Source organism: Hymenobacter koreensis, assembly GCF_039541855.1.
In the GTDB taxonomy this organism is placed as follows: domain Bacteria; phylum Bacteroidota; class Bacteroidia; order Cytophagales; family Hymenobacteraceae; genus Solirubrum; species Solirubrum koreensis.
Map to the genome: position 1 here is coordinate 182,037 of NZ_BAABHA010000010.1, position 26,389 is coordinate 208,425.

A 26,389-nucleotide genomic window follows, 5' to 3' on the forward strand; every position below is an offset into this window, starting at 1 on the left:
CGACCCTTCGGCACCCCGCATGAGCCTGACTTCCGCCTCCAAGATTTACTGCCCCAGCTTAACCGAATACAAGCGCCGCGAAGCGCGCGTTGTGAACATCGGCGACCTGCCGCTGGGCGGGCATTACCCCATTCGGGTGCAAAGCATGACCACCGTCGATACCATGGACACCATGGGCTCGGTGGCCGAAACGCTGCGCATGGTGGAAGCCGGCTGCGAGTACGTGCGCATTACCGCGCCGAGCATGAAGGAGGCCCAAAACCTGCTCGAAATCAAGAAGGAGCTGCGCAAGCGCGGCTGCACGGTACCCCTCATTGCCGATATCCACTTCACACCGAACGCCGCCGAGCTGGCCGCCCGCATCGTGGAGAAAGTGCGCGTAAACCCCGGCAACTACGTCGACAAGAAGAAATTTCAGACCATTGAGTACACCGACGCGGAATACCAGGGCGAAATTGAGCGCATCCGGGAGCGGTTCCGGCCCTTGGTACAAATCTGCAAGCAGTACGGCACGGCCATGCGCATCGGCACCAACCACGGCTCGTTGTCGGACCGCATCCTCTCGCGCTACGGCGACACCCCGCTAGGCATGGTGGAGTCGGCGCTGGAGTTTCTGCGCATCTGCGAAGACGAGAACTACTACAACGTGGTCCTTTCCATGAAGGCCTCCAACACCCAGGTGATGGTGCAGGCCTACCGAATGCTGGTGCAAAAGCTGGAAGCCGAAGGCCTGCAGCCGTACCCGCTGCACCTGGGCGTAACCGAGGCCGGCGAAGCCGAAGACGGCCGCATTAAGTCGGCCGTGGGTATTGGCACGCTGCTCGAAGACGGCCTCGGCGACACCGTGCGGGTGTCGCTCACCGAGCCGCCCGAAGCCGAAGCCCCCGTGGCCCGCATGCTCATCGACCGGTACACCACCCGCGCCGCCGAAGCCAAGTTCATTGCGCCGCTTAGCGCGGACTTGACCTCACCCCCTAGCCCCCTCTCCAAAAGAGAGGGGGAATTAGATATTAATTATAGCCTTAATGAAGAGGGGAATGCGGAAAAACAGGATAAGCTAGAAGCTAAAGCTAGTTCCCCCTCTCTTTTGGAGAGGGGGCTAGGGGGTGAGGTCCCCATCGACCCATTTCAGTATCACCGCCGGCAAACCCACGAGGTGCTGAACATGGGGGGCACGAACGTGCCGCGGGTCCTGGCCGATATTTCGCGGCTGCCGCAGCTGGAATACGCCGATTTGCGCTGCGTGGGCCATCTGTACTCGGCCTTCCTCGACAAGTTCCAGATGAATGACCTCGGGGCCGACTTCATTTACACCGGCCAGCGCCCGGCGCCTTTCATGCTGCCCAACGGCCTGAAAGAGCTGGTTGACTACAGCGCCTGGCTCGACGCCGGCCGCCGTGAAGACCACTTCCCGGTAATGACATCCGCCGAGTACAGCGCCGCGCCCGCCCTGCACCCGCAGGCCAACTTCGTGTTCCACGACCTGGATTCGCTCACCTCCGAAGCCCTGGAGCAGCTGCGCGCCGATAAGTCGGTAGTGGTCATTCTCTACACCGACAATGCCCACGCCATGCCCGAAATCCGGCGGGCCTTTTTCCGGCTGATGAACGCGGGCGTGACCAACCCCGTCATCATCAACCGCCAGTACCCCGAGCAGGCGCCCGAGCAAACCCAGCTCTACGCCGCCACCGACGTGGGCGGCTTGCTGCTCGACGGCCTCGGCGACGGCGTGGTGCTCAGCACCGAAAAGCTGGCTGATGCCGACCAGGCCACCTGGCTCACCCGCCTCGACGCGCTCAACCAGCTCTCCTTCGGGATTCTGCAGGCGGCGCGCACGCGCATGAGCAAAACGGAGTACATCAGCTGCCCCAGCTGCGGCCGCACCCTGTTCGATTTGCCCGAAACCACCGCTATGATTCGCCGCCGCACCGACCACCTCAAGGGCGTGAAAATTGGCATCATGGGCTGCATCGTGAACGGTCCCGGCGAAATGGCCGACGCCGACTACGGCTACGTGGGCGTAGGTCGGGGCAAAATTGCCCTGTACCGCGGCCAGGAAGTCATTAAGAAATCGGTGCCGGAAGAAGCGGCCGTGGATGAGCTGATTAACCTGATCCGCGAGGACGGACGCTGGGTGGAGCCGGTGACGTTGGAGGAGCCGGTAGGCGCGTAGAGTGATTATTAAGTAGAGCAGACAGAGTATGAATGTACTCAATGCCATAAAGACAGCATACAAGCTTTTTAATAGGCTAGTTTTTTGGATTGTTATAATAATATCGGCTCCTATCTTAGTTGTTGGTGGGATATTTATTGGGAAATGGTATTTAGAAGCACCAGATTTTTTGTTTGATATCAAAAATGAAATGACCAAGAATAAGGTGTTTATATCCAAGTTAGATACACTGAATGGTTACGGTATCTGGTTCGATAGGGAGAAAACAAAAAAGGAGGTTATTCCTTTTAGTGTATCTATTCATGGTAATGATAGTTCTTATGTGGAAATTATTGGAGAGTATGTTCATAATTATGATGGCAGTGTAAAATATTCCAAACTGGATACAGTCTTTAAAACTAATAAATAATCTCGCTCGCTTCCACATGATCCAAACCGTCATCTTTGACATGGACGGCGTGCTCGTGGACACCGAGCCGCTGCACCACGATGCCTTTTTCCGCCACTTCGCCGAGCTGGGCATCCCGATGACGGCCGAGGAATACGCCACCTTTTTGGGTTCCTCCACGCGCAACGTGTACCAGCAGCTCCAGCAGGAATTCAACCTCACAGGCGACGTAGAAACCCTAATGCTGCGGAAGCGGGAGCTGTTCGGCGCTTCCTTCGACGACGCCACGGATCTGGAACTGCTGCCCGGCGCCCGGGAGCTGGTGCTGGACCTGCACCGCGCAGGTGTGCCGCTGCAGCTGGCTTCGTCGGCTTCCAAGGAAACTATTGCCCGCGTGTTTACGCGCTTCGAGCTGTATCCGTACTTCGATAACCTGGTGAGCGGGGAGGATTTTCCGCGCTCCAAGCCCGATCCGGCCATTTTTCTGCACGCCGCCCAGCTGGCCGGTGTGCCGCCGCAGCATTGCGTGGTTATCGAAGATTCGGCCAATGGCGTAACGGCGGCCAAAGCGGCTGGCATGTACTGCATCGGCTACCGCAGCGAGCATTCCGAAGGCCAGGACCTGCGCCACGCCGATCATGTGGTGTCGCATTTGGGGCAGCTGGATGCGGCCACAATTCGGGCTTTCCGGCGCTAAGCCACTCCGTAAACTCCGACTTCTGGGCGCTGCTGTCGGGTGCCGGCACGTGAAAAGGCCGGAGGGTACCTACGGGAAAAGCGCCAGGCCCACAATGCGAGCAATGATTTTTATCAGGTAAAGGACTGACTGGTAACACGTTTTCCCGAACGGGTTACCTATAGTTTTGGGATAACGCCGCAGCTCCCTGCAAGCGGCCCCATCCCATGCTCAAATTCCTTTCCTGATATGGCACACGAGCGATACACCCGCTTTTTTCGGGAGCTTACTAACACCCAGGTGGCGCTGGTGGGTGGCAAAAACGCCTCCCTGGGGGAGCTCTACAACCAGCTCACGCCTAAAGGCATTAATGTGCCCGATGGCTTTGCCAGCACGGCCGATGCGTATTGGCTGTTTCTCGATGAAAACCAGCTTCGCCAGCCTTTAACCGAGTTGCTGGCCACGCTGGATGAGCAGGAGTTCAGCAACCTGCCGGCCGTGGGCGCCCAGGCGCGGGCCCTGCTGCGCGGCGCAACCTTGCCGGCGCCCGTGGCGGCAGCCCTGGCAGCGGCTTACAAGGAACTGTCGGCCCGCCACCCGGGCGCGGAAATGCCCGTGGCCGTGCGCAGCAGTGCCACCGCCGAGGATTTGCCCTCCGCCAGCTTTGCCGGTCAGCACGACTCCTTCCTGAACGTGCGCGGCGAACAGGCCGTGCTGCAGGCCTGCCAGCAATGTTTCGTGTCGCTGTTTAATGACCGCGCCATTCGCTACCGCATTCAGAACGGGTTCGAGCACCTGCGCGTGGCCCTTTCCGTGGGGGTGCAGGCCATGGTGCGCTCCGATCTGGCCTCGGCCGGCGTGGCCTTCACCATTGAGCCCGAAACCGGCCACGACCAGCTGATTTACCTTACCGGCAGCTGGGGGCTGGGCGAAAACGTGGTGCAGGGCGCCGTGAATCCCGATGAGTTTTACCTCTTTAAGCCCTCGGTGCGCAACGGCTGCCGGGCGCTGGTCAGCAAAAAGCTCGGCAACAAAGCCAAAACCATGGCGTACGCCCAAACCCAGAACCAGGCGGCGCTAGGCATCGAAAACACCGATACGCCCGCCGCCAGGCGCGCCACCTTTGTACTCACCGATGCCGAAGCCGAGCAGCTGGGCCGCTGGTGCCTGCAAATAGAGGAGCACTACGGCATGCCCATGGACATTGAGTGGGCCAAAGACGGCGTAACCGACCGCATCTACATTGTGCAGGCCCGCCCCGAAACCATTCACCACGGCCGCCGGGCCCTGCGCCTGCACGAGTACCACCTCACCGAGAAAGGCCCGGTGCTGGCCACGGGCAAAGCCGTGGGCAGCCAGATTGCCTCCGGCGTGGCCCGCATCATCGACTCGCCGGCCGACGGGCACCGCCTGCAGCCGGGCGAAATTCTGGTGACCGACATCACCAGCCCCGACTGGAACGCCGTGCTGCGTAAGGCCGCCGTTATTGTGACCAACAAGGGCGGGCGCACCAGCCACGCCGCCATTGTGGCGCGCGAGCTGGGCCTTTCGGCCGTGGTAGGCACCCTTAATGCCACCGAGAAAATTCAGGACGGGCAGCTCATTACCGTGTCGTGCGCCGAGGGCGACGAAGGCAAAATATTCGACGGGGCCCTGGCCTGGCAGGAAACCGACCTCGACCTGGAGCAGGTGGCCCTGCCCCGCACCAAGCCGCTGCTCATCCTGGCCGACCCCGACCGCGCCCTGCAGCTGGCCCGCTACCCCAGCCAGGGCGTGGGGCTGATGCGCATGGAGTTCGTCATTAACAGCGCCATTCGCATTCACCCCATGGCGCTGGTAAACTTCGATGAGCTGGAAGACCCGGCGGCCCGCGCCGAAATAGCGCAGCTCACGGCCCAGTACGCCAGCAAGCCCGAGTACTTCGTGGACAAGCTGGCCCAGGCCATTGGGTTTGTGGCGGCGGCATTTTATCCCCGCCAGGTGATTGTGCGCATGAGCGACTTCAAAACCAACGAGTACGCCAACCTGCTGGGCGGCCGGCAGTTCGAGCCCACCGAAGAAAACCCCATGCTGGGCTTCCGCGGGGCCTCGCGCTACTACAGCCCGCAGTACCGCGAAGGGTTCCGGCTGGAGTGCGAAGCGCTGCGGCGCGTGCACCACGACATGGGCCTGACCAACGTGAAGGCCATGATTCCGTTTTGCCGCACCGTGGCCGAAGGCCGGCAGGTGGTAGCCCTCATGGCGGAGTACGGCCTGCCGCGGGGCGAGCAGGGCCTGGAGATTTACGTAATGGCCGAAATTCCCAGCAACGTGATTCTGGCCGAAGACTTTGCCCAGGTGTTCGACGGCTTCTCCATCGGCTCCAACGACCTGACCCAGCTCACCCTCGGCATCGACCGCGACTCGGCCATCGTCAGCCCGCTCTTCGATGAGCGCAACGAAGCCGTGACCCGCATGCTGGCCCAGGTGATTCGCACGGCCAAAGCCTGCGGCCGGCCCATTGGCCTGTGCGGCCAAGCCCCCAGCGACTACCCCGACTTTGCCCGGCTGCTGGTGGAGCACGGCATCGACAGTATTTCCTTCACCCCCGACGCGCTGCTTAAAGGCATGGCCAACATGGTAGCGGCCGAGCAGGCCCTGGCCGCCGCGCCGTCCGTGGCCGCCGGGCAGGCTGTTCCAGCCTGAAAAAGGCAGTAGATCAAGTCATTCGCTTTGTTCGCTTGCTTTAATTCAGTGCCATGAAACCTACTTTTTTGGTGCTTACCGACCTCTCAGTCAGTGCCCGGCGCGCCGCTTATTTAACCGCCGTGCTGGCCCGTGAGGTAGGTGGGCAGGTGGTGTTGCTGCACCTGGAGCAGTTGCCCGTAATGGAGCCCGAGCTGGGTTTGGTGGTGGTTCCCGATAGCTACTACACGCAGCTGGAGCACGATGCCAAAGCGGCTTTGCGCGAGCTGGCCCGGCAACTGCCCGCGCCCGTGGCGGTGGAATTCAGCACCGAAAGCCTGCCCGACGTGCTGGGCGATGTACTCGGCCGCTGGCAGCCCCAGCTACTGGTAATGGGCCTGGCGCCCGCACACGACGTGGTGGATGCGCTGCTGGTAAACCAGGTGGTGCCCGTGCTGCGCGATGCCGGCCTGCCCTTGCTGCTGGTACCCGACGGCGCCGCCCAGGACCCTGCGCCGCCCCAGCTTGTGGCCGTAGCTACCGATGGCGACCCTTTTCAGCTTACTCCTGCGGCGCGGGCCCTGCGGCCGCTGCTCCACCGCTGGTCCCCCGACTACTGCGTGGTGCACGTGGCCACGCCCGATAGCCCGAACGGAAGTGAAGAGGCGCTGAGCGCGGTGCGCGGCTGCGGGCTGCTGCCCGAAACGGCCTCGTGCATCAGCTACGAGGTGCAGCAGCAGCCCCGCACCGCCGGCATTGTGCAGGCTGTGCACGACGTGCAGGCCGATCTGCTGGTGCTGATGACCCGGCCGCGCACTTTCCTGAGCAGTGTTTTCGGGTGCGGCGTGGCGGCCCACGTGGCCAGTGCCAGCCCGGTGCCGGTGCTGCTGCTGCCCACCGTAGAATCCTCGGCCACCGGCTGAGCGGCGCCGCTGACCTGCTCCCGTAACGCCGCCAGCCACGCTTTGCAGGCGGCGGTTGGCGTTTTCGTATAACGCTTTTTGCCAGTATATTACCTTAATGAATAGCCAATTACTTGCCGAAACCGGCGCCATTACTGCCTTCGCCGGCCGGTTTTTCCGCGAAGGGTTTCGCCCGCGCTACGAAGTGCAGGAGCTCCTGTACCAGTGCTATGTCATCGGTTACCAGTCGCTGCCGCTGGTGGGCATTACGGGGTTTATTATGGGCATGGTACTCACGCTCCAGAGCCGGCCCACCATGGCCCAGTTCGGGGCCGAATCCTGGATTCCGGCCATGGTGGGCCTCACCATCATCCGCGAAATGGGCCCCATCATTACCGCCCTGATCTTCGCCGGCAAAATCGGTTCCAGCATCGGGGCCGAGCTGGGCTCGATGCGGGTGACCGAGCAGATCGACGCCATGGAGGTATCGGGCACCAACCCGTTTAAGTACCTGGTAGCCACGCGGGTGCTGGCTACCACGCTCATGCTGCCGGTGCTTACCCTGCTGGCCGATGCCGTGGCCCTGTACGCCTCGTATTTGGGCATCAACCTGAAAGGAACGACCACGCTGGCTTTGTTCGCCAACAACATTCTCTCGCGCCTGACTTTCGGCGACGTGCTGCCGGCCGTATTCAAAACGTTCTTTTTCGGCTTTGCTATCGGCATCATCGGCTGTTACAAGGGCTACCATTCCCGGAAGGGCACCGAGGGCGTGGGCCAGGCCGCCAACTCGGCCGTGGTGGTGTCGTCGCTGGTGATTTTTATTCTCGATTTACTGGCCGTGCAAATTACCGGCCTGCTGGGCCTGAACTGATGCGCGCCGCTATGTTGCCCGAAAGCGGCCCTATACCGGCCGCCACAGCCGCCGAGGCCGTTATTCGCGTGGAGCACCTGAGCAAGTCGTTTGGTGACAACCACGTGCTGCAGGATTTTTCGCTGGAAGTTGGGAAGGGCGAAAACGTGGTGGTGCTGGGCAAATCGGGGTCCGGCAAATCGGTGCTCATTAAGTGCATGATTGGGCTGCTGCCCGTGGACGAAGGCCGCGTGACCGTGCTGGGCCAGGATGTGGCCGCCCTCGACCACGATGCCCTGGACCAGCTGCGGGCCCGTGTGGGCTTTCTGTTCCAGAGCAACGCCCTCTACGACTCCATGACGGTGCGCGAAAACCTGCTGTTCCCGCTGCGCCGGCACTGGCTGGCCCACCGCCGCGGCGAGGAAGCCGAGCTGATCAAGCAGGCCCTCGACGACGTGGGCCTGGGCCACACGGCCGATATGATGCCGGCGGAGCTGTCGGGGGGGATGCGCAAGCGCATTGCGCTGGCCCGCACGCTTATTCTGCGGCCCGAAATTATTTTGTACGACGAGCCCACCACCGGCCTCGACCCCGTAACGGCCCGCGAAATCGACCAGCTTATTCGGGAAGTGCAGCAGAAGTACAACACCTCGGCCCTCATCATTTCGCACGACATGAACTGCGTGCGCCTCACCGCCGACCGTGTGGCGCTGCTGGTAGACGGCCGCTGCTACGCCGAGGGCACCTACGAGGCGCTTGCCCAAGACCCCGACCCCGTTATTCACGAGTTTTTTGCCTAAGGCCCGCCGTGCCGTTTTCGCGCATTTAGCGCTGTGAAGTCCGCTTTTTTCAATTCCTGACGCATATCCATCATGCCCGAACGCACTGCCAGTAATCATATTCGCCTCGGCCTGTTCGTGCTGGCCGGCTTGGGCTGCCTCGTGGCCACGCTGTTGCTGCTGGCCCGCAAGCAAAGCTTGTTCAGCTCCTCGCTGCCCGTGCAAGCCGATTTTCGCAACGTCGCGGGCCTGGTAACCGGCAACAACGTGCGCCTGGCCGGCATTGATGTGGGTACGGTGCGGCGTATTAATATTCTGAACGACAGCACCGTGCGCGTGGAATTGAGCCTAAACCGCGACGTGCAGCCCTTCGTGAAAAAGAATGCCGTGGCCTCCATTGGCACCGACGGGCTGGTGGGCAACACCATCGTAAACCTGACGGCCGTGGCCGCCCCCGCGCGCCCCGTTGAGCCCGGCGACGTGCTGCGCACCACCGCGCCGCTGGCCATCGACGAGATGCTCAGCACGCTCAACGTATCGAACAAGAACCTCATTGGCATCACCCAGGATTTGCGGCAGATAACCAGCAAGCTCAACGGCAGCGACGCCCTCTGGCAGCTGCTGGGCGACGAGCAGCTGGTAGCCCACGCGCGCCAGAGCCTGCAGCACGCCGCGGCCGCGGCGGGACAGCTGCAACAGTCGGCTCAGGATGTACGCCAGCTGACCAGCGGCCTGCGCGAAGGCCGCGGCCCCATGGGCTACCTGCTCACCGACACCGCTTTTGCCGGCCAGCTCCGGCACGCCACGCGCCAGCTGGCCGGCACCTCCGATACGCTGGCCCGCACGCTGGCCACCTTGCAGCGCCAGGTGCAAACCGGCGCCGGCCCGCTCAACACCCTGCTTACCGACACCGCCCTCAGCCGGCAGCTTCGCCAGAGTATGCTGCACGTGGAGCAGGGTACGGCCGGCTTTAACCAAAGCATGGAAGCGCTGCAGCATAATTTTCTGCTGCGCGGCTACCTGCGCCGCCAGCAGAAAAAACAAACGCCGCCCGCTTATCGATAAGCCAAGAGGCGCTTGCTTTCTGGTAGCTGCTCGCTCACTTTCCCGGCCTGGTTAGAGCTACCCGTACCCGGCGTCTGGTTGAAACGGGGGCACTGCCTTCGGGCTTGTGCTGACCCGGTCAACGCAACAGCGCGGCCCCGGCCGGACCAGCAATGTGTATGCTGTTCCGGCCGGGGCCGCGCAGTAAGTAGCGAAGTAGACCTTTCCCGAAAGCGTTCAGACTGCTATGGCGGGCACCACCAGCACCGGCACCGGACTGTGCCGAAGCAGGTGCGTGGTAATGCTGCGGTGGAAAAAGTCGCCCAGCAGGTGGCGCCGCCGGGAAAGCACCACCAGCCAATCGGCGGAAGTACAGGACACGGCTTGCAGCAAACCGGTTTCGGGCTGGGCCGCGTAGAAACCTTCCACGGCGGGTCCACCGGCCCTGGCGGGCAGCAGGCCGCTTTCGCGCACGTGGTGCAGCGCTGCGGCGCAGGCCTCATCGTTCTGGCTTGAGCTTACGGTAACCACCAGGCTACGCGGGGCGGGCAGCTGGCGCAGCAGCAGGCGCGCGGCCCCAGCGCCGGCGTGCAGCGCGAAAGGCGGACCCGCCCCAATGGCCAGCAGCTGCGGCACGGCGGGGCGGTCGTAGGCTTCGGGTACCACCAGCAGCGGCAGCTGGGCGTTGCGCAGCACTTCCTGCACGGCAGCGCCCAGCTCGAAATCGGTGTCGGCGGCGGCGGGGCGGCCCAGCACGAACAGGGCCGGGCGGTAGCGTCGCGCCAGGTCGTCTACCAAGTCGGGCAGCAAGTCGGTTGCCAGCTCAATGGTTGCGGGAACCGGCAGCTCGGAGGCCAGCGTCTGCAGGCCTCGTTCCAGCTCCTGGGGTGCCCAGTGGGGCTCCGGGTCGCGGATTTCCACGCTCAGCAATGCGCGCTGGTCAACGTGAAGCAACACCAGCTCTGCCCCCAAAGGAGCCGCCAGCTCGGCGGCGAAACGCAGGGCCCGGCGGCTTTCGGGGAAGAAGCTGGTTAATATAATAAAGTGCAGAGCCGGCTGGGTGGTAGCCGGGGCAGACGAATCGGGGCGATTCGCGGGAATTGGCGTGGGCATAGGAGTAGCAGCTTAAGCAGCGGTGGGCAGTACCAGCACGGGCACGGGGCTGCGGCGGAGCACCTGCGCCGTAACGCTGCGGTGAAATAGCTCGCCCAGAACCGAGTGGGGGCGGGCCAGCACCACAATAAGTTGGGCCCGCAGTTCGGTAGCGGCGTGCAGTATGCCGTCGGCGGGGGCTTCTTCGCGAATTTCGTAGAGGCTGTTGTTGGTAATAGTACCGAACCCGATGCGTTGCACAGCCGCCAAGCCCGTTTGTGCCTTCGAAGGGCCGCTACCGGATGCCACGTGCACTACGGTGGTGGTGGGCTGCAGGGCACGCAGCAGCCCCAGCAGCGCCGCCGAGGGCGCTGTTAGCTGAAAGTCGTGGTCGTCGGCGGCTACTACCACGCGCTGGGGTAGCTCCGAGGCCGTCCGGTTTTCGGGCACAAGCAAGAGCGGGTAGCGGGCGGCTCGCAGCAAGGAGGCCGCCTGGTGCGGAAGCAGGCGGTCGAGCAGGTTCTCGGGCTGTTCGCGGCCAATGGCCAGCAGCAGGGGCCGATGGCGCTGCACGACGTCGGTTACGGTGGCGCTAAGCGTATCGAGCGAAATTTCCACCTCGGCCGGCACGGGCAGCTGCCGGGCCTGCGCTACCAGTTCGGCCCTGATTTTCTGTTTGGTGTACAGCACCGCCTGGGCAGCCACCATCATCGATTCGGGCTCGAGCAGCGGATCCTGGTACACGTGTAGCAAAACCACGCGGCCGGCTAACAGCGCGGCCAGGCGGGATGTGTACGTGAGGGCCGTTTGCGCAGCCCCCGATAAATCGGAGAGAACCACAAAAGTCGGAAGCATCACAAGAAGGCGGTGGGCCGGGGCGCGGCCGGGTGAAAAGAGAACAGATGGCAAAGGCAGGCCCACAGCTTGCCAACTCGTGGGACGTAAAAACTACCGCGGAAAGGGGCGGTGCGTGGAAATGCCCAGCAAGCCGTAAAGCGGGCAGTACGCGAATACCCCCGTGAGCAGCAGTACCAACGGCACCACCAGCCAGGCCAAGAGTACGGGGCCGCTCAGGTTTTGCTCCAGCAACACGCTGGCAAGGGCGGCGGCAAGAACGATGCGGATGACACGGTCGTAAGAACCTACATTCTGGCTCATAATTGACAAGCGGTTTAAGAGTAAGGCAATCTGAATTCGGGCTATGTTTTCGGCCAGAGCAGCAGGTCGTCGGCCGTGAGCCGAGATGTTTTGCGGGCGGCTGCAACTGGCTCCGTTACCGGCACGGCCAGCACGGGAACGGGGCTGCCCGCAATAACCTGGGCCGTAACGCTGCGGTGAAACAGCTCTCCGAAATAGCTGCGCGTGCGGGCCAGCACCACCACCAGGTCGGCTCCTGTGTCTTGAATGGCTTCGAGCAGGCCGGCTGCGGCGTCGGGGTTTTGGTAGCCGCGCAGGCCAATGGTGGCCACGCCTGCCGCCAGCCCGCTGCGTTGTACCGCCTGCAGGGCTTTGGTGCAGCGCACATCGTCTTCGGTGTCCGTTACGTGTGCTACCACCAGCTCGGCGCCCAGTTGCTGAAGCAAGTTGCTTACCGGGGCGGCTGGTTCGGTCAGGGAAAAGTCCTCGGCGTCGGCGGCTATCAGCACCCGGCGCGGCGGGGCCAGCTCCGGTGTGTCCACGGGCACCAGCAGCGCGGGCAGGTTAGTGGCCCGAAGCAGCTCCATGGCCGCTGTACTCAGCTGTGCGGGTGCGGCGCGTTGGGCGGCGGGCAGGCCCAGCACGAACAGGGGCGCCGGGTAGCGGTGGGCAATGTCGCGGGCTACGCCGGGTAACACATCGGTAGTAAGCTCCACGGTGGCCGGCGTGCGCAGCTGCTCGGCCATCTGGCTCAGCAAGGTGCCGGTTTCCACGGCGTTGCGCAGCTCGTCGCGGCGCCAGTCGTTGCCCGCCAGCGCGTAAGACGGGTCGTAGAAAGAGCCGCGGTTAACGTGGAGCAGTACCAACTGGCTCCCCAGCACGCCGGCCATTGCGTCGGTGTACTGCAGGGCGCGTTGGGCAGGCGGGTAGAAATTGGTGAGTACTACAAAAGTGGAGTCCATGAGCATGGCAGAGTAAGTCAGGGAATTAAGCCCGGGCGTTGATTTAGTCCAGCGCCGGCAGCAGCAGCACCGGAATGGGGCTTTCGCCAATCAGCTGAGCCGTTACGCTGCGGTGGAACAGGCTGCTGAGCAGGTTGTGGCGCCGTGCCACCACCACCAACAGGTCGGCTTCCAAGTCGCTGGCGGTTTGTAAAATGCCCTCGGCCGGGGGCAGGCCGGGCACCATGTGTACCTGGGCTTCCGTGAAATCGTCGGTAAACTCCGGGGCCAGGCCGCAGGTGCGGGCGGTGCGCAGGATATGCAGGGCCGAATGCTGCAGCTCGGGGTTGTGGGCTACGTGTACCAGGTGCAGCGAGCCGTGCAGTGCATGCAGCAGCTGCTGCACAATTTGCTGGTTTTCGTAGAGGGAAATCGGCTCCCCGTCAACGGCCAGCACCAGCCGGCGCGGTGGGAACGTGTCCCAGCCCACGGTGGGCACAATCAGCAGGGGGTAGGGCACGCGCCGGAGCAGGTCGAGGGCGGTACTGGTCACTATTTCAACCGGGGCGGTAGCCGTTCCGGGGCGGCCCAGCACCAGCAGTTGGGGCTGGTGGTGGCGCACGGCTTTTTCCACGGCCTCGGGCAGGTAATCGGGAGAAATTTCAACCTGAGTGGGCACCGGCTGGCTTTCCGCCAGCGTGTGAAGGGCCCGTTGGGTTTGCTCGGCGTTGCGGTAGCCGCGGTATTCATCGGGGGCGAGCAGCCCGTCGTGACTAACGTGCAGCAATACCAGATGGGCCTCCAGCGGCACGGCCAGGCAGGCCGCGTAGGAGAGGGCCCGGTTGGAAACGGCAAAAAAGTCGGTGAGCACAACGATGGCCGGGGTCATGGCAAGGAAGAAATAAGGGTTAGAAAGAGCCGGCGTAAATGCCGTTCGCGTGCACGTTGCGGGCCAGGCCTTCTGCTTCCGTCAGCGTGTCGCTGAGCAGGTTATACCCCGTGGGCCAGGAGGAGCCGCCCGGCCGCAGCGGTCGGCGGGAATAGGCCGTTCGGCTGGAGGCGTACCCGGGCCGGGTGTGGTGCGTGGGTGAAGAGGAGGCGTGCGAGGGAGAAGCGGGCAGGTGTTTCATGGCGGCGAGGTTGGGGAAAAGCCTCAGCAGGCGGTTTGGTTGACAACGGCAAGGTAGACCAGCCTATGGAGCAGGTACATGATGGTTGTCAAGGCGTTATCTGACATTTGTCAGGGCCCGGAAACCCTATAAGTTCGCGCCTAAACCGTTTGCCGGCCGGATGTTGCCCGGCGCGTGAGCAAAGCGGGTACGCCACTCACCTGGCGGGCCAGCTGCAAGTGCGCAAGCATAGACGACGTGTTGCGCACGTATCCTTTGGCGGCGCTGGCCAGCGGGCCGTGGAAATGCTCGTCCAGCGTGGTATCCAGCACCCGGCACCAGCGCGCAAACAACTGCGCATTGAAGGTTTCCGGGCAGCTGCTGTGCGGCGGCCGGCCGGTGTAGCGGCTGCCGGTCAGGGCGGTTTCCCACCACGCGTACTCCTGCGCCGATACGTAGCGGAAACCGGCCGCCTGGGTGCGGGCAAAAGCCGGACCCAGCAAGCTGTCGGCGGCCGTGCGGTCGGCAAACAAGCGCACGAAATACCGGCGCTGCGCCGGGGTGTTCAGGTCGGGGAGGAGGCTTGTAACCACTGATGAAAGAGCCGGTTAAATGGCGTTAAGGAGTAGGGCAAAATTATTCGGGGGGCAGGTTCACGGCCGTGACGACTATCAACCTTTCCGGCTGACTTTGCTCAGCTTTTGGGCACTGGTACCGCCCGAGTTTTGCTGGTGCGCAGGCAACCCAAACCGGCGGCAGCGCCCAGAGCCGACCGCAGCCGAATACCCGCCACCACCCGAGCCTTTTTCTCCTTCGGCAGCGTACTTTCCTGCCGCCTTCCTTTCACCGCACCAGCCGCTGTATGCCGGAGCTCCTCACCGATTCTTTACCGGCTGGACTTACCCCGGCCGAAGTGCAGCAGCAGCGGCAGCGCTTCGGGCGCAATACCGTGGTTAATACCCGCCGTAGCGGCCTGTGGAGCCGGCTGCGCCGCGTGCTCATCGAGCCCATGCTGGTGCTTTTGATGCTAACCGCGGCGCTGTACCTGATCATCGGCAGCCACGCCGAAGCCTTAACGCTGCTGTGCGCCACGGCGCTGGTGGTGGGAATTTCCCTCTACCAGGAAGCCCGCAGCGACCGGGCCCTGCAAGCCCTGGAAGCCCTTACGCAGCCGCGGGCGCAGGTACGGCGCAACGGGCAGCAACGGGAGGTGCCCGCCGAAGAAGTGGTGGTGGGTGACTTGCTGTTTGTGGCGGAGGGCGAGCAGGTGGTGGCCGACGCCGTGCTGGTGCAAGCCAACGACCTGCTCACTGACGAATCGTTTTTAACGGGGGAGTCGATGTCGGTGAGCAAAGCCGCCGACGGCGCGCAGCTGGTGTACGCCGGTTCCTCGGTGGTGCGCGGGGCGGGGGTGGGCAGGTGGCGGCCGTGGGCAGCGGTACCAGGCTGGGCCGCATTGGCGGGCTTATTCAGCAAGTAGAAGCGCCCGCCACGCCTTTACAGCGGCAAATTGCGAGCTTCGTCCGGCGCATGGCGTTGGTGGGAGCGGTTGCTTTTGTGTTCGTGTGGGCTTTTAACTGGTGGGAGTCGGGCAGCGTGGTGCACGGGCTGGTGCACGGCCTTACGCTGGCCATGGCCATTTTGCCCGAAGAAATTCCCGCGGCCCTCGCCGCGTTCATGGCCCTGGGCGCCTGGCGCCTGATGCGGCGGGGTATTCTCACCAAGCAGCCCCAAACGGTGGAAACCCTGGGTTCGGCCACCGTCATATGCGTGGATAAAACGGGGACGCTCACCCAGAACCGCATGACCCTCACGCAGCTGTACTGCCCCGACGCGGCGGGCCCGGAGAACTGGCCGGCCACTTCCGCGTCGCTTCGGCCGGCTTCGGCGCAGCTTCTGGCTACCGCCATGTGGGCCAGTGAGCCGCAGCCCTTCGACCCCATGGAGCAGGCGCTGCACCAGGCGTACGCCGCCGCGGCAGGCCCCGCCGACGCCCGTTCCGCTTTTCGGCTCGTGCAGGAATACCCCTTGGGCGGTCAGCCTCCGTTTATGACGCACGTTTTTGCCGATGCGCACGGCAACTGCCTGGTGGCTGCCAAAGGTGCCCCCGAGGGAATTATTGCCCGCTGCAAGCTGCCCACGCCCGCGCAGGCAGCGGCTTTGGAAGCCCTGCAAGCCATGGCCGCCGCAGGCTTGCGGGTACTGGGCGTGGCGCGCAGCGTTTGCGGCAGCCCCGGCCAGTATCCCGTCAGTCAGGAAGACTTTGCCTGGGAGTTCGAAGGGCTGGTGGGCTTCAGCGACCCGCCCAAAGCCAGCTCGGCCGCGGTGCTGCAGCAGTTTTACGCGGCTGGCATCAAGGTGAAAATGATAACCGGCGACAACGCCGTTACCGCCGCCATTGCCCGCCAGGTGGGTCTGCAACGCCCCGAGCCAGTACTAACGGGCGCGGAGGTAATGAGCCTCGACGAGCCCACGCTACGCCAGCGCGTGGGCGAGGTGAACCTGTTTGCCCGCATGTTTCCGGAAGCCAAGCTGCGGGTAATTGAGGCCCTGAAAGCCAACGGCGAAGTAGTAGCCATGACCGGCGACGGCGTAAACGACGCGCCCGCCCTGAAAGCCGCCCACATTGGCGTAGCCATGGGCCAGCGCGGCACCGAGCTGGCCCGGCAGGCTGCCGCCCTGGTGCTGCCCAACGATGAGCTGACGGGCATGGTTACGGCCATCGAGTTCGGCCGGCGCATTTACCAGAACCTGAAAAAAGCGGTGCTCTACATCATTGCTATTCACATTCCGCTCATTCTGGCCGTGCTGGTGCCTTCGCTGCTGGGGTGGCGGTTTCCGGTGCTGCTGGGAGCCGTGCACGTGGTGCTGCTGGAGCTGCTGATGGGCCCCACCTGCTCCATTGTTTTCGAAAACGAGCCCCTGGAGCCCGGCACCATGCAGGAGCGGCCCCGGCCCACAAACGCGACCTTTTTATCGTGGCCGGAGCTTAAGGAAAGTTTGCTGCAGGGCATGGTGGTGGCGGTCGGCGTGCTGGGGCTGGGCTACTGGGCGCAAACCCAGGGCCATTCCGAAACCCTCGTACGCACCCTGGTTTTCACGTCGCTGGTGCTGGCCAACGCCTTCCTGACGCTGGTGAGCCGCTCGCGCCGCCACAGCCTGCGGGCCACCTGGCGCTACCCTAATCCGCTGCTGCCCGCCGTGCTGGCCTTCACCGGCCTGGTGCTGGCCTTATGCCTGATGGTGCCCGGCTTGCGGCAATTGTTTCAGCTGCAGCCGCTAACCTGGGCCCAGCTGGCTACCTGCGCCGCCGTAGCGGCCCTCAGTACCCTGTGGTTCGAGGTGTACAAAGCCTGGCGCAGACCCAATCCAGGTTGGGCAGCTGCCGGTCCAAAGCCTCAGTAACAACCCTACAACTCGCAACAGGGCGGCTTCCTCAATGCAGTTGCTGCTTCCTCGTCGCCCTGGGCCGCAACCCCGGGTGGTACTGCCCGGGCTTTGCGTCTGTTCGGCTACGTCACTAAAAAGCCCCGGCCTGAACCAGTTAGGTTCAGGCCGGGACGTGTGGGTCGCCGCCGAGGTGGCGGATTAAGCTTCCAGGGCGGGCAGCAGCAGCACGGGCACCGGAGAGGCGCGCAGCAAGCGGTTCGAGACGCTGCGGTGAAACATCTCGCTCAGGAAACTCCGGCGCCGGGCAATAAGCACCACCAGGTCGGCGGCGTTCAGCGGAACGGCTTGGAGGAGGCCTTCCACCGGGTCGCGGTGCCGAATGGCTTCGGGCGTAACGTGGCGGCCCACCGCACCCAGGCCGCTGGCTTTTACTTGGTGCAGTGCCGTGGCACAAATCCGGTCGTCGCGGTCGGCCGATACGGTTACCACCGTGAGGCGGGGGTGAAGCCGGGAAAGCAGCTGCAGCGCCGCGCCGGGGTGTTCGAGGGTAAACGGCTCCCCGTCGGCGGCTACCATAACGTGGGCCGGGGTAGCCGCGCCGGCGTACGTCTCGGGCACGAGCAGCAACGGGAAGCGGCCGCTGCGCAGCACATCCAGCACGGCTTCGCTTACTTCTTCTTCGGCAGAAGCCTCTTCGGCGTGGCCCAGCACAAACACGGCCGGCCCGAAACGTTCGGCCAGCTCGGTGGCGGTGCTCAGCTGCAGATCCGGGGCCAGCTCGATGGCCGTGGGCACGTAAATCTCATCGGCCAGGGCTTGCAGGGCGGCCCGCAGGTCGGCGTGCTCTTCTTCGCTGGGCGGGAGTAGCTCCCCTTCGAGCACCGTTGCCTCGCGCACGTGCAGCAACACGACCTGCGCATTTACCGGAGCGGCCAGCGAGGCGGCGTAGCGCAGGGCCTTTTCGGCGGCGGGGAAAAAGTTGGTCAGCACAATCAGCGACAAGACGGGGCTGTTGGCCGCAGACGTGCCGGCGGGCGTAGTGGGTACCGGGTTTTCAGGCATGGTTGATAAGCTTGAAGAACAGAACGTAAGAAGAGCCTACAGTACCGGAAAGCCGCATCGGGCGGTTTCAGGTAGCGGCCGCAACAAGGCGCTAAGCCGGCCCGATAACGGGCTTACCGGGGCGAATATGATAAAGTTAACGGCCGGCACCAAGTTCGGGGCTACCGAACGTTGGCCAAAGCCGTTTGCCCGGCGGCGGGCGGTGCGGTGGTAAACAGAGCCCGGCGCAACGTCAAATCCCGGCCGTAGATATCGGGGTAGAACCGCAGCTGGCCGCTGTCGACGGCGCAGGTGAAGTAGCGGATGTGCAGGGGCATGGGGCGGCGCAGGCGCACATCCCGGGCCTGGGGCTGCAGGGCGCACTCGGCTTCGGAAGGAAGCTGCACCGGGCGGCCCTCGCGCCGAAGCAGGTAGGCGGCCAGCTCCATGGGGTGCTGCAGCCGAATGCAGCCGTGGCTGAACGCCCGCTGCGGCAGCGCGAAAAACTGCCGGGTGGGCGTGTCGTGCAGGTACACCGAGTAGGGGTTGGCAAACCGGAACACAATGTTGCCCAGGGCGTTGTCGCAGCCCGCCGATTGCCGGATGGTGTAGCGGAAGTTGGCCCCGGTAACGGCCTGCCAGTTAACCTGGTAGGGATTCAGCAACTGGCCACGGCTGTCGTACAGCGAGTAGTTGTTACGGGCCAGGTAGCCGGGGTTGGCTTTCAGCCGGGGCAGAATTTCCTTGGTGGCAATGGAGCGCGGTACGTGCCAGTCGGGGGCCAGCGTGAAGTACCCGATGCGGCTGCTCAGGGTAGGTGTGGGCGTTTCGGGCTTGCCCACCACCACGCGGTGCCGGCGCATAATACTGTCGCCGGCAACCACCTGCAAGGCAAACGCCGGCAGGTTAATCAGCACGTATTCTTCATCGGAAAAGGCCTGCCAGCGCCAGCGTTCCAGGTTCAGGGCCACCTGTTCGTACTGCCTCTGGTGTTGTGCGGCGGAATCGGGCGGTACGGGCTGGCGTAACCACTGCACAAGGGCCTGCTGCAGCAGCTGGTACTCGCGGTTTTGGGGCTGGCTGGTCAGCACGGCGGGCACGGCGCGGCCCGCCGCAATGCCCGTTCGCAAGGCCTCGGCGGGCTGGAAAGTGCGTTTGGCAGCGGTTTCCAGCGGCGAAAGCGTGTACGGCCGGAGCCGGCCGCGATGCAGGTCCAGCATAAACCGCAGCACCGCATCGGATAGGTAAACCTCCAGGCGGGCCTGCTGCCAGCTCTGGCGGGCGGGGTCTGCCTGTTGCAGCGAATCGCGCAGGGCCCGTAGGCGGGCCGAAGAGTAATCGTTAGGGTGCAGGCCGTACGCGCGGGCATCGGCCAGCAACGCCAGCACCGCCGTGGCATCGGCGGTGAGGCCGTCGGGGCCCGGGCGTGTCCACGCGGGCTCGGGCGCCGGGCCGTAAAACGACCGTACCGCGGCCCCGGCCTGTAGCCCCAGGTGCGCATCGCGGGCAGCCGGCGGCGCCCCGGCCGTGTCCAGCAGGGCCTGAATAAGCGGACCAACGGGCACCGGTGCCGGCTCCGTGGCCGGAGCCGCGGCTACCGTGCGGGCCGGGCGACTGTCGGCAGCCGGCGGCCAGGGCGTGCATTGCTGCACGGCAAGTAAGCCGCCGGCGGCCAGCATCAGGAGTCGGTGAATCACGGAATGAGCGGTGGGAGAGGGTGAAAAACGGCGGCGTTAGGTTGTGGTGAGTGGGTGGTCCACAGAGGCTGTTACGGTAGCCGGCCGCTTGTTTACATCGGACTGAAAACCCAAGGCCGATTAAATACCCGAAAAGAGCACGTCCGATTCGCGGTATTCGGGCACGATAACCGACGACCACCCTCTTTCCTTGCGCAGCGCCTCGGCCAGGCTATTGGCGGCGGCTGGTTCGCCGTGCACGATAAAGGTGCGTTTGGGCGCTTTCGTGAAGCCTTGCAGCCAGCGCAGCAGCTCGGCGCGGTCGGCGTGGGCCGAAAAGCCGTCGAGTTCCTCTACGTGGCAGTGAACCGGCACCCACTCGCCAAACATCTTGATTTTCTTTTCGCCATCCTGCAGGCTGCGGCCCCGGGTGCCTTCGGCCTGGTAGCCCACCAGCAGCAGGGTATCCTGGGGGCGCGCCAGGCGGTGGAAGAGGTGGTGCACAATGCGGCCGCCCGTGCACATGCCGCTGGCCGAAATAATAATGGCCGGACCGGTGAGGCGGTTCAGGGCTTTGGACTTCTGCTGGTCGCTCACAAACGTCAGCCCATCGAAGTGGAAGGGGTTATCGGAACCCAGGCGGTGGGCAAAAGGGTGGTGCTGAAACAACGAGGTTACCCGAATGCCCATGGGGCTGTCGACGTACACCGGCACCTGGGGCAGGCGGCCTTCGCGGCGCAGCTTGCGCAGGTAGTAGAGCAGGGTTTGGGTACGGCCCACGGCGAAGGCGGCAATAAGCAGCACGCCGCCGCGGTTCACGGCCTCCGTTACCAGCCGAACCAGCTCGGCCTCGGGGTCCTGAATGCGCGTTTCCCGGTCGCCGTACGTAGATTCGACCAGCAGCACATCGGCCTCGGTTACGGATGTGGGGTCGAACAGCACCGGGTTATTGTAGCGGCCCAGGTCGCCGGAAAACACCAGCTTTTTGGTTTGGTGGGCGCCGCGCACCGTCATTTCCACGATGGCCGAGCCCAGAATGTGGCCCGCGTCGCGAAACACCACCTGCACCTGCTCGGTCACTTCCACCGGTTCGTTGTAGGCCACGGGCCGCAGCAGCAGCAACACCTGCGCCGCGTCGGCCACGCTGTACAGCGGCTCGGCGGGGTGGTGCTTGGAGTAGCCTTCGGCGTTGGCAAAGGCGGCTTCCTCTTCCTGCAGCTTGGCCGAGTCGAGCAACAGAATGCCGAGCAGATCGGCCGTGGCGTCGGTGCAGAAAATGGGGCCGCGGAAACCGTCCTTTACCAGCTTGGGCAGGTAGCCGCTGTGGTCGATGTGGGCGTGGGTGAGCACCACGGCTTCCAGGTCGGCGGCTACCAGCGGCAGCGACTCCCGGTTGCGGTTACGGAGCTCTTTCAGGCCCTGAAACAGGCCGCAGTCGACCAGCAGCCGCTGCTGCCGGTAGCCCTGTTCCAGCGTCAGCACGTATTTAGAGCCGGTTACCGAGTGGGCCGCGCCCAAAAACGTCAGGTTTACATCGAGCGGCAACTGACTGATTTCGGGCGCTTGCGGCGCGGCCGCTGAATCGAGGGCAAACTCGGGAGCAGCAGGGGAGGAAGACGCGTGGGGCATGGCTGGGGCTGGTTAAGGCACGGGCGGCAGGCGCACTGCCCGGACCGGGTACGGGTTAAACAGCACAAGAATACCGGCTCGCCGAGGCAAAAAACATGACAGAAGTCACGGCCCACGAAGACATTGCCCCTGTTGTGATGTCGCCGGATAGGTGTTACTTCGGCTCCGCCGCCGGCATCAGGCGGCGGTTTCGCCCATGGCCCTGTCCTTGCTCGTTCTCACCGATTTCTTTCAGGCCGCCAACCGCGCCCTCGACTACGCCACCAGCCTGGCCGCGCCCCTGGGCGCCCGCCTGGTGCTGCTGCACGTACGGGGTTCGGCCGGGCCAGCCGCCGACGCGCTTACCAACCTGAGCCCCGATGCCGTGGGCCTGGCCCTGAACTGCCTCGCCGACGAGCTGCCCGTGCCCGTGGTGGCCGAGGTAGGGCGGGGGCCATTGCCTCCCGTAGTGGCCGATGCCCTGCGCCGGCACCACCCAGCCTTGGTGGTACTGGGCCGCTCCGACGCGGCCGAAGCCTCGGTTGCCGACACGGCACTGGCATTGCTGCGCGAATCCCCGTACCCCTTGCTGATGGTGCCCGGCAACGCTCCGGCCACCCCGCCGCAACGCATATTGCTGGCCATCGACGGGGAACCGTTTACGCTGGGGGCACATGCCGGCACCGCGCGGCGCCTGCTAAACTCGTTGCACGCACAGCTTACCCTGCTTCACTGCACGCTCGTACCGGCCTCGGAGGAGGCGCTGGCCGCCGCCGAGGACTCGGTGCTGCGCACCGGCCTGATGATTGACCTGCCACCCGTGCGCAGCCGGAGCGTGGTAGCCCCGCACCCCGCCGCGGCCATTCTGGCCGCGGCCCAGCCCACCGAGTTCGATGCCGTGGTGCTGGTGGCGCGCCGCCGCAGCTTCTGGGGGCAGCTGTTCCACCGCAGCGTTACGGCGCAGGTGCTGCAGCGCTGCCCGCTGCCCGTACTGGTGCTGCCCGCATCGGAGTAACAGCGCCGTGGTTACCCACCGTGCAGTTCGGGCCAGCGCAACGCCCCAGGCAATAGCGGCCGTGCCGTACTGCCTGGGGCGTTGCGCCGGGCTTCGGTTTACCTAGCGGGAGCCAAAGTAGTGGTTCAGAAGTAAACGGGTTGTCCGTTGTCAGACCGATTCTTCAGCGGAACGGACAACGAACAACTTATTCAAGCGGGCCGGGCGTGGCCACGCGCAGGTGGTTGTTTACGTCGCGGGCTCCGGCTTCGCGGGCGTCGCGGGCGGCTTTCTTGCGGTCGAGCCAGGTGTCTACGGTGCCGGTAAGCGTGGCGCGGCCGCGCTCCACGGCCACCTGAATTTCCTGAGCATGCAGGGTGGGGCACCAGAAAAAGTGGTTGCGGATGCGCTGCTCCAGGGTGCTGTCGGGCACCGTTTGGGGAGTGGACTCGTAGCCGCCCGTCAGCGGAAAATTCTGCGGGGCAAACGGCGAGTTGGAAGGCTGCACCTGCACCCGGTTTTCCAGCCGGGTAACGCCGTCGATGCCCGTGGCTACCTCCTCGGCGTGCTGCTGCTCGAAGTGGGTGCGTACGGTTCCCAGCAGCTGCACCTCGCCGTTTTGCACCTCGGGGCTGAACGTGTAGTGGCCCACGTACGGGTCGCGGGCCAGCGCCTCCTGCAGGTGCTGCCGTATGCTGGCGGCATGTTCCGGCGCCTGCCCTGGCACTAGTAGCTGGTTTTCTACTTCCCACACGCCCACCACGCCCCGGGCATCCTGTTCGGCCGAGCGTTTGGCCCGCAGGTTTCCCACGCTGCCCGTGAGTGTTACCACGCCGTTTTTCACCAGCACGGCGGGCGCGAAGCCGGTCAGGCGCGGGTCGTGGCGGAGCACATCGTGCACGGCCTTGGCCACGGCGGCGTCGGTGCGGGGGGCGTATTTGTTGCGGCGCAGCTCCGGGCTCAGGGCCCAGGCGGCCACCAGCAGGTTGTGGGCATCTACGCGGGTGGCGCCCGCCGTATAGGCGGTTTCCACCACGTATTCTTTCTCGGCCGCCGTGCCCACCGTGCCCGACACATGCACCACCTTGTCGCGGGTGCTGATTTCCACCAAGGCACTGTTCACGCGGATGCTCCAATCCAGGAACGCCCGAATCTGGGCCGTAATTTCGTCGTCGGTGTTGTCGATTTCGCTTCCCCGGAAAGTCAGCCGGTCCGCCACGGAGCGTACGCCGCGTACACCCTTCAGCACGTTCAGCACGAGGCGCTTTTCGGCCCAGGTTTGCAGCGTGCCCAAAGCGGTTACCGTGCCGCTGTGCACGCGGCAGCTTACGGGGTAGTGGCAAACGGCCGGGTCGTGTTGCAGCGCTTGGTTTACATCGTGTTGCAGCCGGGCGTCGGGCACATCGGGCGGCTTGACTTCCAGCTGGTTCACCACGCCGCACACCCCTCGCACGGCTAGGGCAATGTCGGCGGCCCGCTCCCGGGCCAGCAGGTTCTCGGTAAAGCCCGTCAGCAGCACCACGCCCGCTTGGGTTGCCACCTGAATGTGGTTTGCACCCACGCCTTTTCGGAGGCGAAAGAGCTGCTCAACGGCCGCCGTTATGTCGGAATCGGCCAGGCGTTCTTCGGCTGTAGTGGGGGTGTTTAGCGTTTCCATGAAATAGGGCAACGTAAAGTGAAAAGATGGTTGGCAGGTGCCGCCCGGGCTGTTAAATGGGTGGTCGGCTGGCAAGGCTTAGGGCACCTTGATTGCGCCGATGAATGGGGCGGCCGGCTGCCGGGATTTGACTTAGCAAAGGAGGGCAATATGCGGAGCCAAAAGCATGATGAATATCAGATAACTACACTACTTACATCAGGAAGTACAGGCGCTGCGGGCCGTTACTTGTGCAGCTAAAACCGGGTTTTTTCGGCGCCTGCCAGAGCAGATGTCGGCCGGTGCTTGGCTTTACCGCTTCGTATATGAGTACCGTCCAGTCTGCGCAACCTTCCACCGCGGCCCAGCAGGAACGCAAGTTTCTGGCCGGCCCCAAAAACCGACCGCGCGAGCTGTTTTTTCTCTGGACGGTGCTCAAGGAATTCCTGCGCGGGTTTCGGCTGCTGCATTTTGTGGGGCCCTGCGTCACGGTGTTCGGCTCGGCTCGGGTGGGAGCGGGCACCCCGTTCTACGAGCTGGCCCGGCAGCTGGGCGCCGGGCTGGCCCACGCCGGCTTCACGGTAATGACGGGCGGCCCCGGCGTAATGGAAGCGGCCAACCGCGGCGCCCGCGAAGCCGGCGGCCGCTCGGTGGGCTGCAACATTCTGCTGCCCGAAGAGCAGGCGCCCAATGCTTACCTCGACAAGTGGTTTACCTGCCGGTACTTTTTCGTGCGGAAGGTACTGCTGGTCAAATACTCTTACGCCTTCGTGATAATGCCGGGCGGCATCGGCACCCTCGACGAGTTTTTCGAAGCCCTGACGCTCATTCAGACCCGCAAAATCCTGGATTTTCCGGTGGTGCTGGTGGGCCGCGACTACTGGCAGCCGCTCATGGCACTGCTGCTACAGCTCGAAAGCCAGGGCATGGTGTCGCCCACCGATCTGCAGCTGCTTACCTACACCGATTCGGTGGAAGAGGCGCTGGCCCATATTGAGCAGCACGCCGTGCAAAAATTTGCGCTGCACCGGGTGCCTCAGCCCACCCGCTCCCGCTGGTTTGGTGAATGAAACCGGCCGCCACCAAACGCCCTCCTCTTTAACGTCAATCTGCTACATACCATGTTACGCCTGATTGGAACGGCCCTGCTGGCCCTGCACGGACTCATTCACTTGGTTGGACTGCGCCCCCTGGCAAACCGGTCGCTGGCAGGTAACGGGCCCTTGCTCATGCCGCTGGGCTGGGCCGCGGCCGCCTTGTTGCTGGGTGTTGCCGCCGCGGGCCTAGCCCTGAAAAAGCCATGGTGGTGGGCCGTGGCGGCGCTGGGGCTGCTGCTGTCGCAAACCCTGATTGTGCTGAACTGGCGCGAAGCCTGGGCCGGTACCATTCTGAACGTGGGGCTGATGCTGGCCGTGGTGCTGGCCGCTGCCTTTGCCACGGCCACGCGGCGGGTGCGCACCGAAGCCCAGGCATTGGCCGCTGCCGCCGCTACGCCGCCTGCGCAACTGGTGCTGCCCGGGCAGCTGGCCGGGTTGCCGGCCCCGGCCCAGCGGTATTTCACCTACGCCGGCGTGCTGAACCGCCCGCTGACGCAAGCCGTGGTCCTCCGCCAAACGGGCCGCATCCGAACCCGCACCGACCAGCCCTGGATGGAGATGAAGGCCGAGCAATACTTTACGGTGCGGCCGGCGAGTTTCCTGTGGCTGGCCTCCATGCGCGAGGACGGCGTGCCTTTTCTGCAGGTCTGCGACCGGTATGTGGCCGGGCGCGGGAACACGCTGGTGCGCCCCGGCGCGCTGCTGACCGTGGCGGACGTGCGCGGCCCGGAAATGGACCAGGGAGCCTTGCAGCGCTACTTAGCCGAAGCCGTATGGTTTCCCTCGGCCTACCTGCAGGACAACGTCCGCCTCGAAGCCGTGAGCGACGACGCTTTCAGTGCCACCCTCACCGATGCCGGGCAGCAGGTAACGGTAACCCTGCACGTAGATGCCGAGGGCAAGCTGACCAAGGTTACCGCACGGCGCTACCGCGAGGAAAACGGCCGCTTTTCCCTGGCGAACTGGATGGTGCAGACGCTGGACTACGGCGAGTTTGCCGGCCTGCGGGTGCCCACGCGGCTTCGGGTGGTATGGCAGCTGCCCGCCGGCGACTTTGAGCCCATTCAACTGACCCTGACTGAGCTGCAACTGCAACCGGCGGCACTACCCGTTGCCTCGTAAAACTTCCCGGCGTTACCAATCGGCGTATAATCCGGTTCGGAACCAGCCCGTTAAAATGCCGGGGTCC

Annotated in this window: 24 protein-coding genes; 13 read left to right on the plus strand and 11 right to left on the minus strand. The window is 64.2% G+C overall.

Annotated elements, in window-relative coordinates; translation table 11 throughout:
- The first annotated feature begins 19 nt into the window (after positions 1–19).
- The 8 genes from ispG to ABD903_RS14745 all read left to right on the plus strand — a co-directional run bounded on the left by ispG (position 20) and on the right by ABD903_RS14745 (position 9,500).
- Positions 20–2,173: a (E)-4-hydroxy-3-methylbut-2-enyl-diphosphate synthase gene (gene ispG, locus ABD903_RS14710; RefSeq protein ID WP_345225482.1), complete on the plus strand. Its 2,154-nt coding sequence runs from the start codon at positions 20–22 to the stop codon at positions 2,171–2,173.
- A 28-nt stretch (positions 2,174–2,201) separates the two neighbouring features.
- The gene (locus tag ABD903_RS14715; protein WP_345225484.1) at positions 2,202–2,582 is read left to right on the plus strand and encodes a hypothetical protein; all 381 of its coding nucleotides are present in this window, start codon (positions 2,202–2,204) and stop codon (positions 2,580–2,582) included.
- Positions 2,583–2,598: 16 nt separating this feature from the next.
- The gene (locus ABD903_RS14720; protein ID WP_345225486.1) at positions 2,599–3,258 is read left to right on the plus strand and encodes an HAD family hydrolase; all 660 of its coding nucleotides are present in this window, start codon (positions 2,599–2,601) and stop codon (positions 3,256–3,258) included.
- Positions 3,259–3,486: 228 nt separating this feature from the next.
- Complete coding sequence (ppsA, locus tag ABD903_RS14725; RefSeq protein WP_345225488.1) at positions 3,487–5,922, plus strand: phosphoenolpyruvate synthase; 2,436 nt, start codon at positions 3,487–3,489, stop codon at positions 5,920–5,922.
- Between the two features lie 53 nt (positions 5,923–5,975).
- On the plus strand, positions 5,976–6,824 hold the full coding sequence (locus ABD903_RS14730; RefSeq protein ID WP_345225490.1) for a universal stress protein: 849 nt from the start codon (positions 5,976–5,978) through the stop codon (positions 6,822–6,824).
- 97 nt (positions 6,825–6,921) lie between these two features.
- Positions 6,922–7,677 (plus strand): MlaE family ABC transporter permease, encoded by a 756-nt coding sequence (locus tag ABD903_RS14735; RefSeq protein ID WP_345225492.1) that lies wholly within the window; start codon positions 6,922–6,924, stop codon positions 7,675–7,677.
- Complete coding sequence (locus tag ABD903_RS14740) at positions 7,677–8,456, plus strand: ABC transporter ATP-binding protein (RefSeq protein ID WP_345225493.1); 780 nt, start codon at positions 7,677–7,679, stop codon at positions 8,454–8,456. The genes ABD903_RS14735 and ABD903_RS14740 overlap by 1 nt, the downstream gene beginning before the upstream one ends.
- Positions 8,457–8,528: 72 nt before the next feature.
- Complete coding sequence (locus tag ABD903_RS14745; protein WP_345225496.1) at positions 8,529–9,500, plus strand: MlaD family protein; 972 nt, start codon at positions 8,529–8,531, stop codon at positions 9,498–9,500.
- A gap of 216 nt (positions 9,501–9,716) precedes the next feature.
- Here the strand turns inward: ABD903_RS14745 and ABD903_RS14750 are convergent, their stop codons facing one another.
- From ABD903_RS14750 to ABD903_RS14780, 7 genes are all read right to left on the minus strand, one after another.
- The gene (locus ABD903_RS14750; protein WP_345225498.1) at positions 9,717–10,592 is read right to left on the minus strand and encodes a universal stress protein; all 876 of its coding nucleotides are present in this window, start codon (positions 10,590–10,592) and stop codon (positions 9,717–9,719) included.
- 12 nt (positions 10,593–10,604) lie between these two features.
- A complete protein-coding gene (locus tag ABD903_RS14755) occupies positions 10,605–11,426 on the minus strand; it encodes a universal stress protein (RefSeq protein WP_345225500.1) in 822 nt (273 codons plus the stop codon).
- Positions 11,427–11,519: 93 nt separating this feature from the next.
- On the minus strand, positions 11,520–11,729 hold the full coding sequence (locus ABD903_RS14760; protein WP_345225502.1) for a YgaP family membrane protein: 210 nt from the start codon (positions 11,727–11,729) through the stop codon (positions 11,520–11,522).
- A 41-nt stretch (positions 11,730–11,770) separates the two neighbouring features.
- Entirely contained in the window at positions 11,771–12,670 is a 900-nt protein-coding gene (locus tag ABD903_RS14765) for a universal stress protein (RefSeq protein WP_345225504.1), read from the minus strand.
- A 43-nt stretch (positions 12,671–12,713) separates the two neighbouring features.
- Entirely contained in the window at positions 12,714–13,538 is an 825-nt protein-coding gene (locus ABD903_RS14770) for a universal stress protein (RefSeq protein ID WP_345225505.1), read from the minus strand.
- 19 nt (positions 13,539–13,557) lie between these two features.
- Entirely contained in the window at positions 13,558–13,779 is a 222-nt protein-coding gene (locus ABD903_RS14775; RefSeq protein WP_345225507.1) for a hypothetical protein, read from the minus strand.
- A gap of 140 nt (positions 13,780–13,919) precedes the next feature.
- Entirely contained in the window at positions 13,920–14,351 is a 432-nt protein-coding gene (locus tag ABD903_RS14780; RefSeq protein WP_345225509.1) for a globin family protein, read from the minus strand.
- 269 nt (positions 14,352–14,620) lie between these two features.
- Here ABD903_RS14780 and ABD903_RS23270 point away from each other — a divergent pair, with 269 nt between their 5' ends.
- Both ABD903_RS23270 and ABD903_RS14785 read left to right on the plus strand, forming a co-directional pair.
- Positions 14,621–15,238 (plus strand): P-type ATPase actuator domain-containing protein, encoded by a 618-nt coding sequence (locus ABD903_RS23270; RefSeq protein WP_425555491.1) that lies wholly within the window; start codon positions 14,621–14,623, stop codon positions 15,236–15,238.
- The gene (locus ABD903_RS14785) at positions 15,187–17,163 is read left to right on the plus strand and encodes a cation-translocating P-type ATPase (protein WP_425555492.1); all 1,977 of its coding nucleotides are present in this window, start codon (positions 15,187–15,189) and stop codon (positions 17,161–17,163) included. Before ABD903_RS23270 ends, ABD903_RS14785 begins: the two co-directional genes overlap by 52 nt.
- A 183-nt stretch (positions 17,164–17,346) precedes the next feature.
- Here the strand turns inward: ABD903_RS14785 and ABD903_RS14790 are convergent, their stop codons facing one another.
- The 3 genes from ABD903_RS14790 to ABD903_RS14800 form a co-directional block, all read right to left on the minus strand.
- The gene (locus tag ABD903_RS14790) at positions 17,347–18,210 is read right to left on the minus strand and encodes a universal stress protein (protein ID WP_345225511.1); all 864 of its coding nucleotides are present in this window, start codon (positions 18,208–18,210) and stop codon (positions 17,347–17,349) included.
- Between the two features lie 161 nt (positions 18,211–18,371).
- Complete coding sequence (locus tag ABD903_RS14795; RefSeq protein WP_345225513.1) at positions 18,372–19,886, minus strand: L,D-transpeptidase family protein; 1,515 nt, start codon at positions 19,884–19,886, stop codon at positions 18,372–18,374.
- A 120-nt stretch (positions 19,887–20,006) separates the two neighbouring features.
- On the minus strand, positions 20,007–21,494 hold the full coding sequence (locus tag ABD903_RS14800) for an MBL fold metallo-hydrolase RNA specificity domain-containing protein (protein ID WP_345225515.1): 1,488 nt from the start codon (positions 21,492–21,494) through the stop codon (positions 20,007–20,009).
- Positions 21,495–21,690: 196 nt separating this feature from the next.
- On the opposite strand from ABD903_RS14800, the gene ABD903_RS14805 reads away from it, so the two are divergent.
- Entirely contained in the window at positions 21,691–22,488 is a 798-nt protein-coding gene (locus ABD903_RS14805; protein WP_345225517.1) for a universal stress protein, read from the plus strand.
- A gap of 187 nt (positions 22,489–22,675) precedes the next feature.
- On the opposite strand, the gene ABD903_RS14810 is transcribed toward ABD903_RS14805, so the two are convergent.
- On the minus strand, positions 22,676–24,124 hold the full coding sequence (locus ABD903_RS14810; protein WP_345225519.1) for a BON domain-containing protein: 1,449 nt from the start codon (positions 24,122–24,124) through the stop codon (positions 22,676–22,678).
- A gap of 305 nt (positions 24,125–24,429) precedes the next feature.
- Between ABD903_RS14810 and ABD903_RS14815 the strand changes: the two genes are divergently transcribed.
- Together ABD903_RS14815 and ABD903_RS14820 are read left to right on the plus strand one after the other, a co-directional pair.
- Positions 24,430–25,173 (plus strand): LOG family protein, encoded by a 744-nt coding sequence (locus tag ABD903_RS14815; protein WP_345225521.1) that lies wholly within the window; start codon positions 24,430–24,432, stop codon positions 25,171–25,173.
- Positions 25,174–25,224: 51 nt separating this feature from the next.
- Positions 25,225–26,322, plus strand: a complete 1,098-nt coding sequence (locus ABD903_RS14820; protein ID WP_345225523.1) for a DUF6544 family protein — start codon at positions 25,225–25,227, stop codon at positions 26,320–26,322.
- The last annotated feature ends 67 nt before the right edge of the window (positions 26,323–26,389 follow it).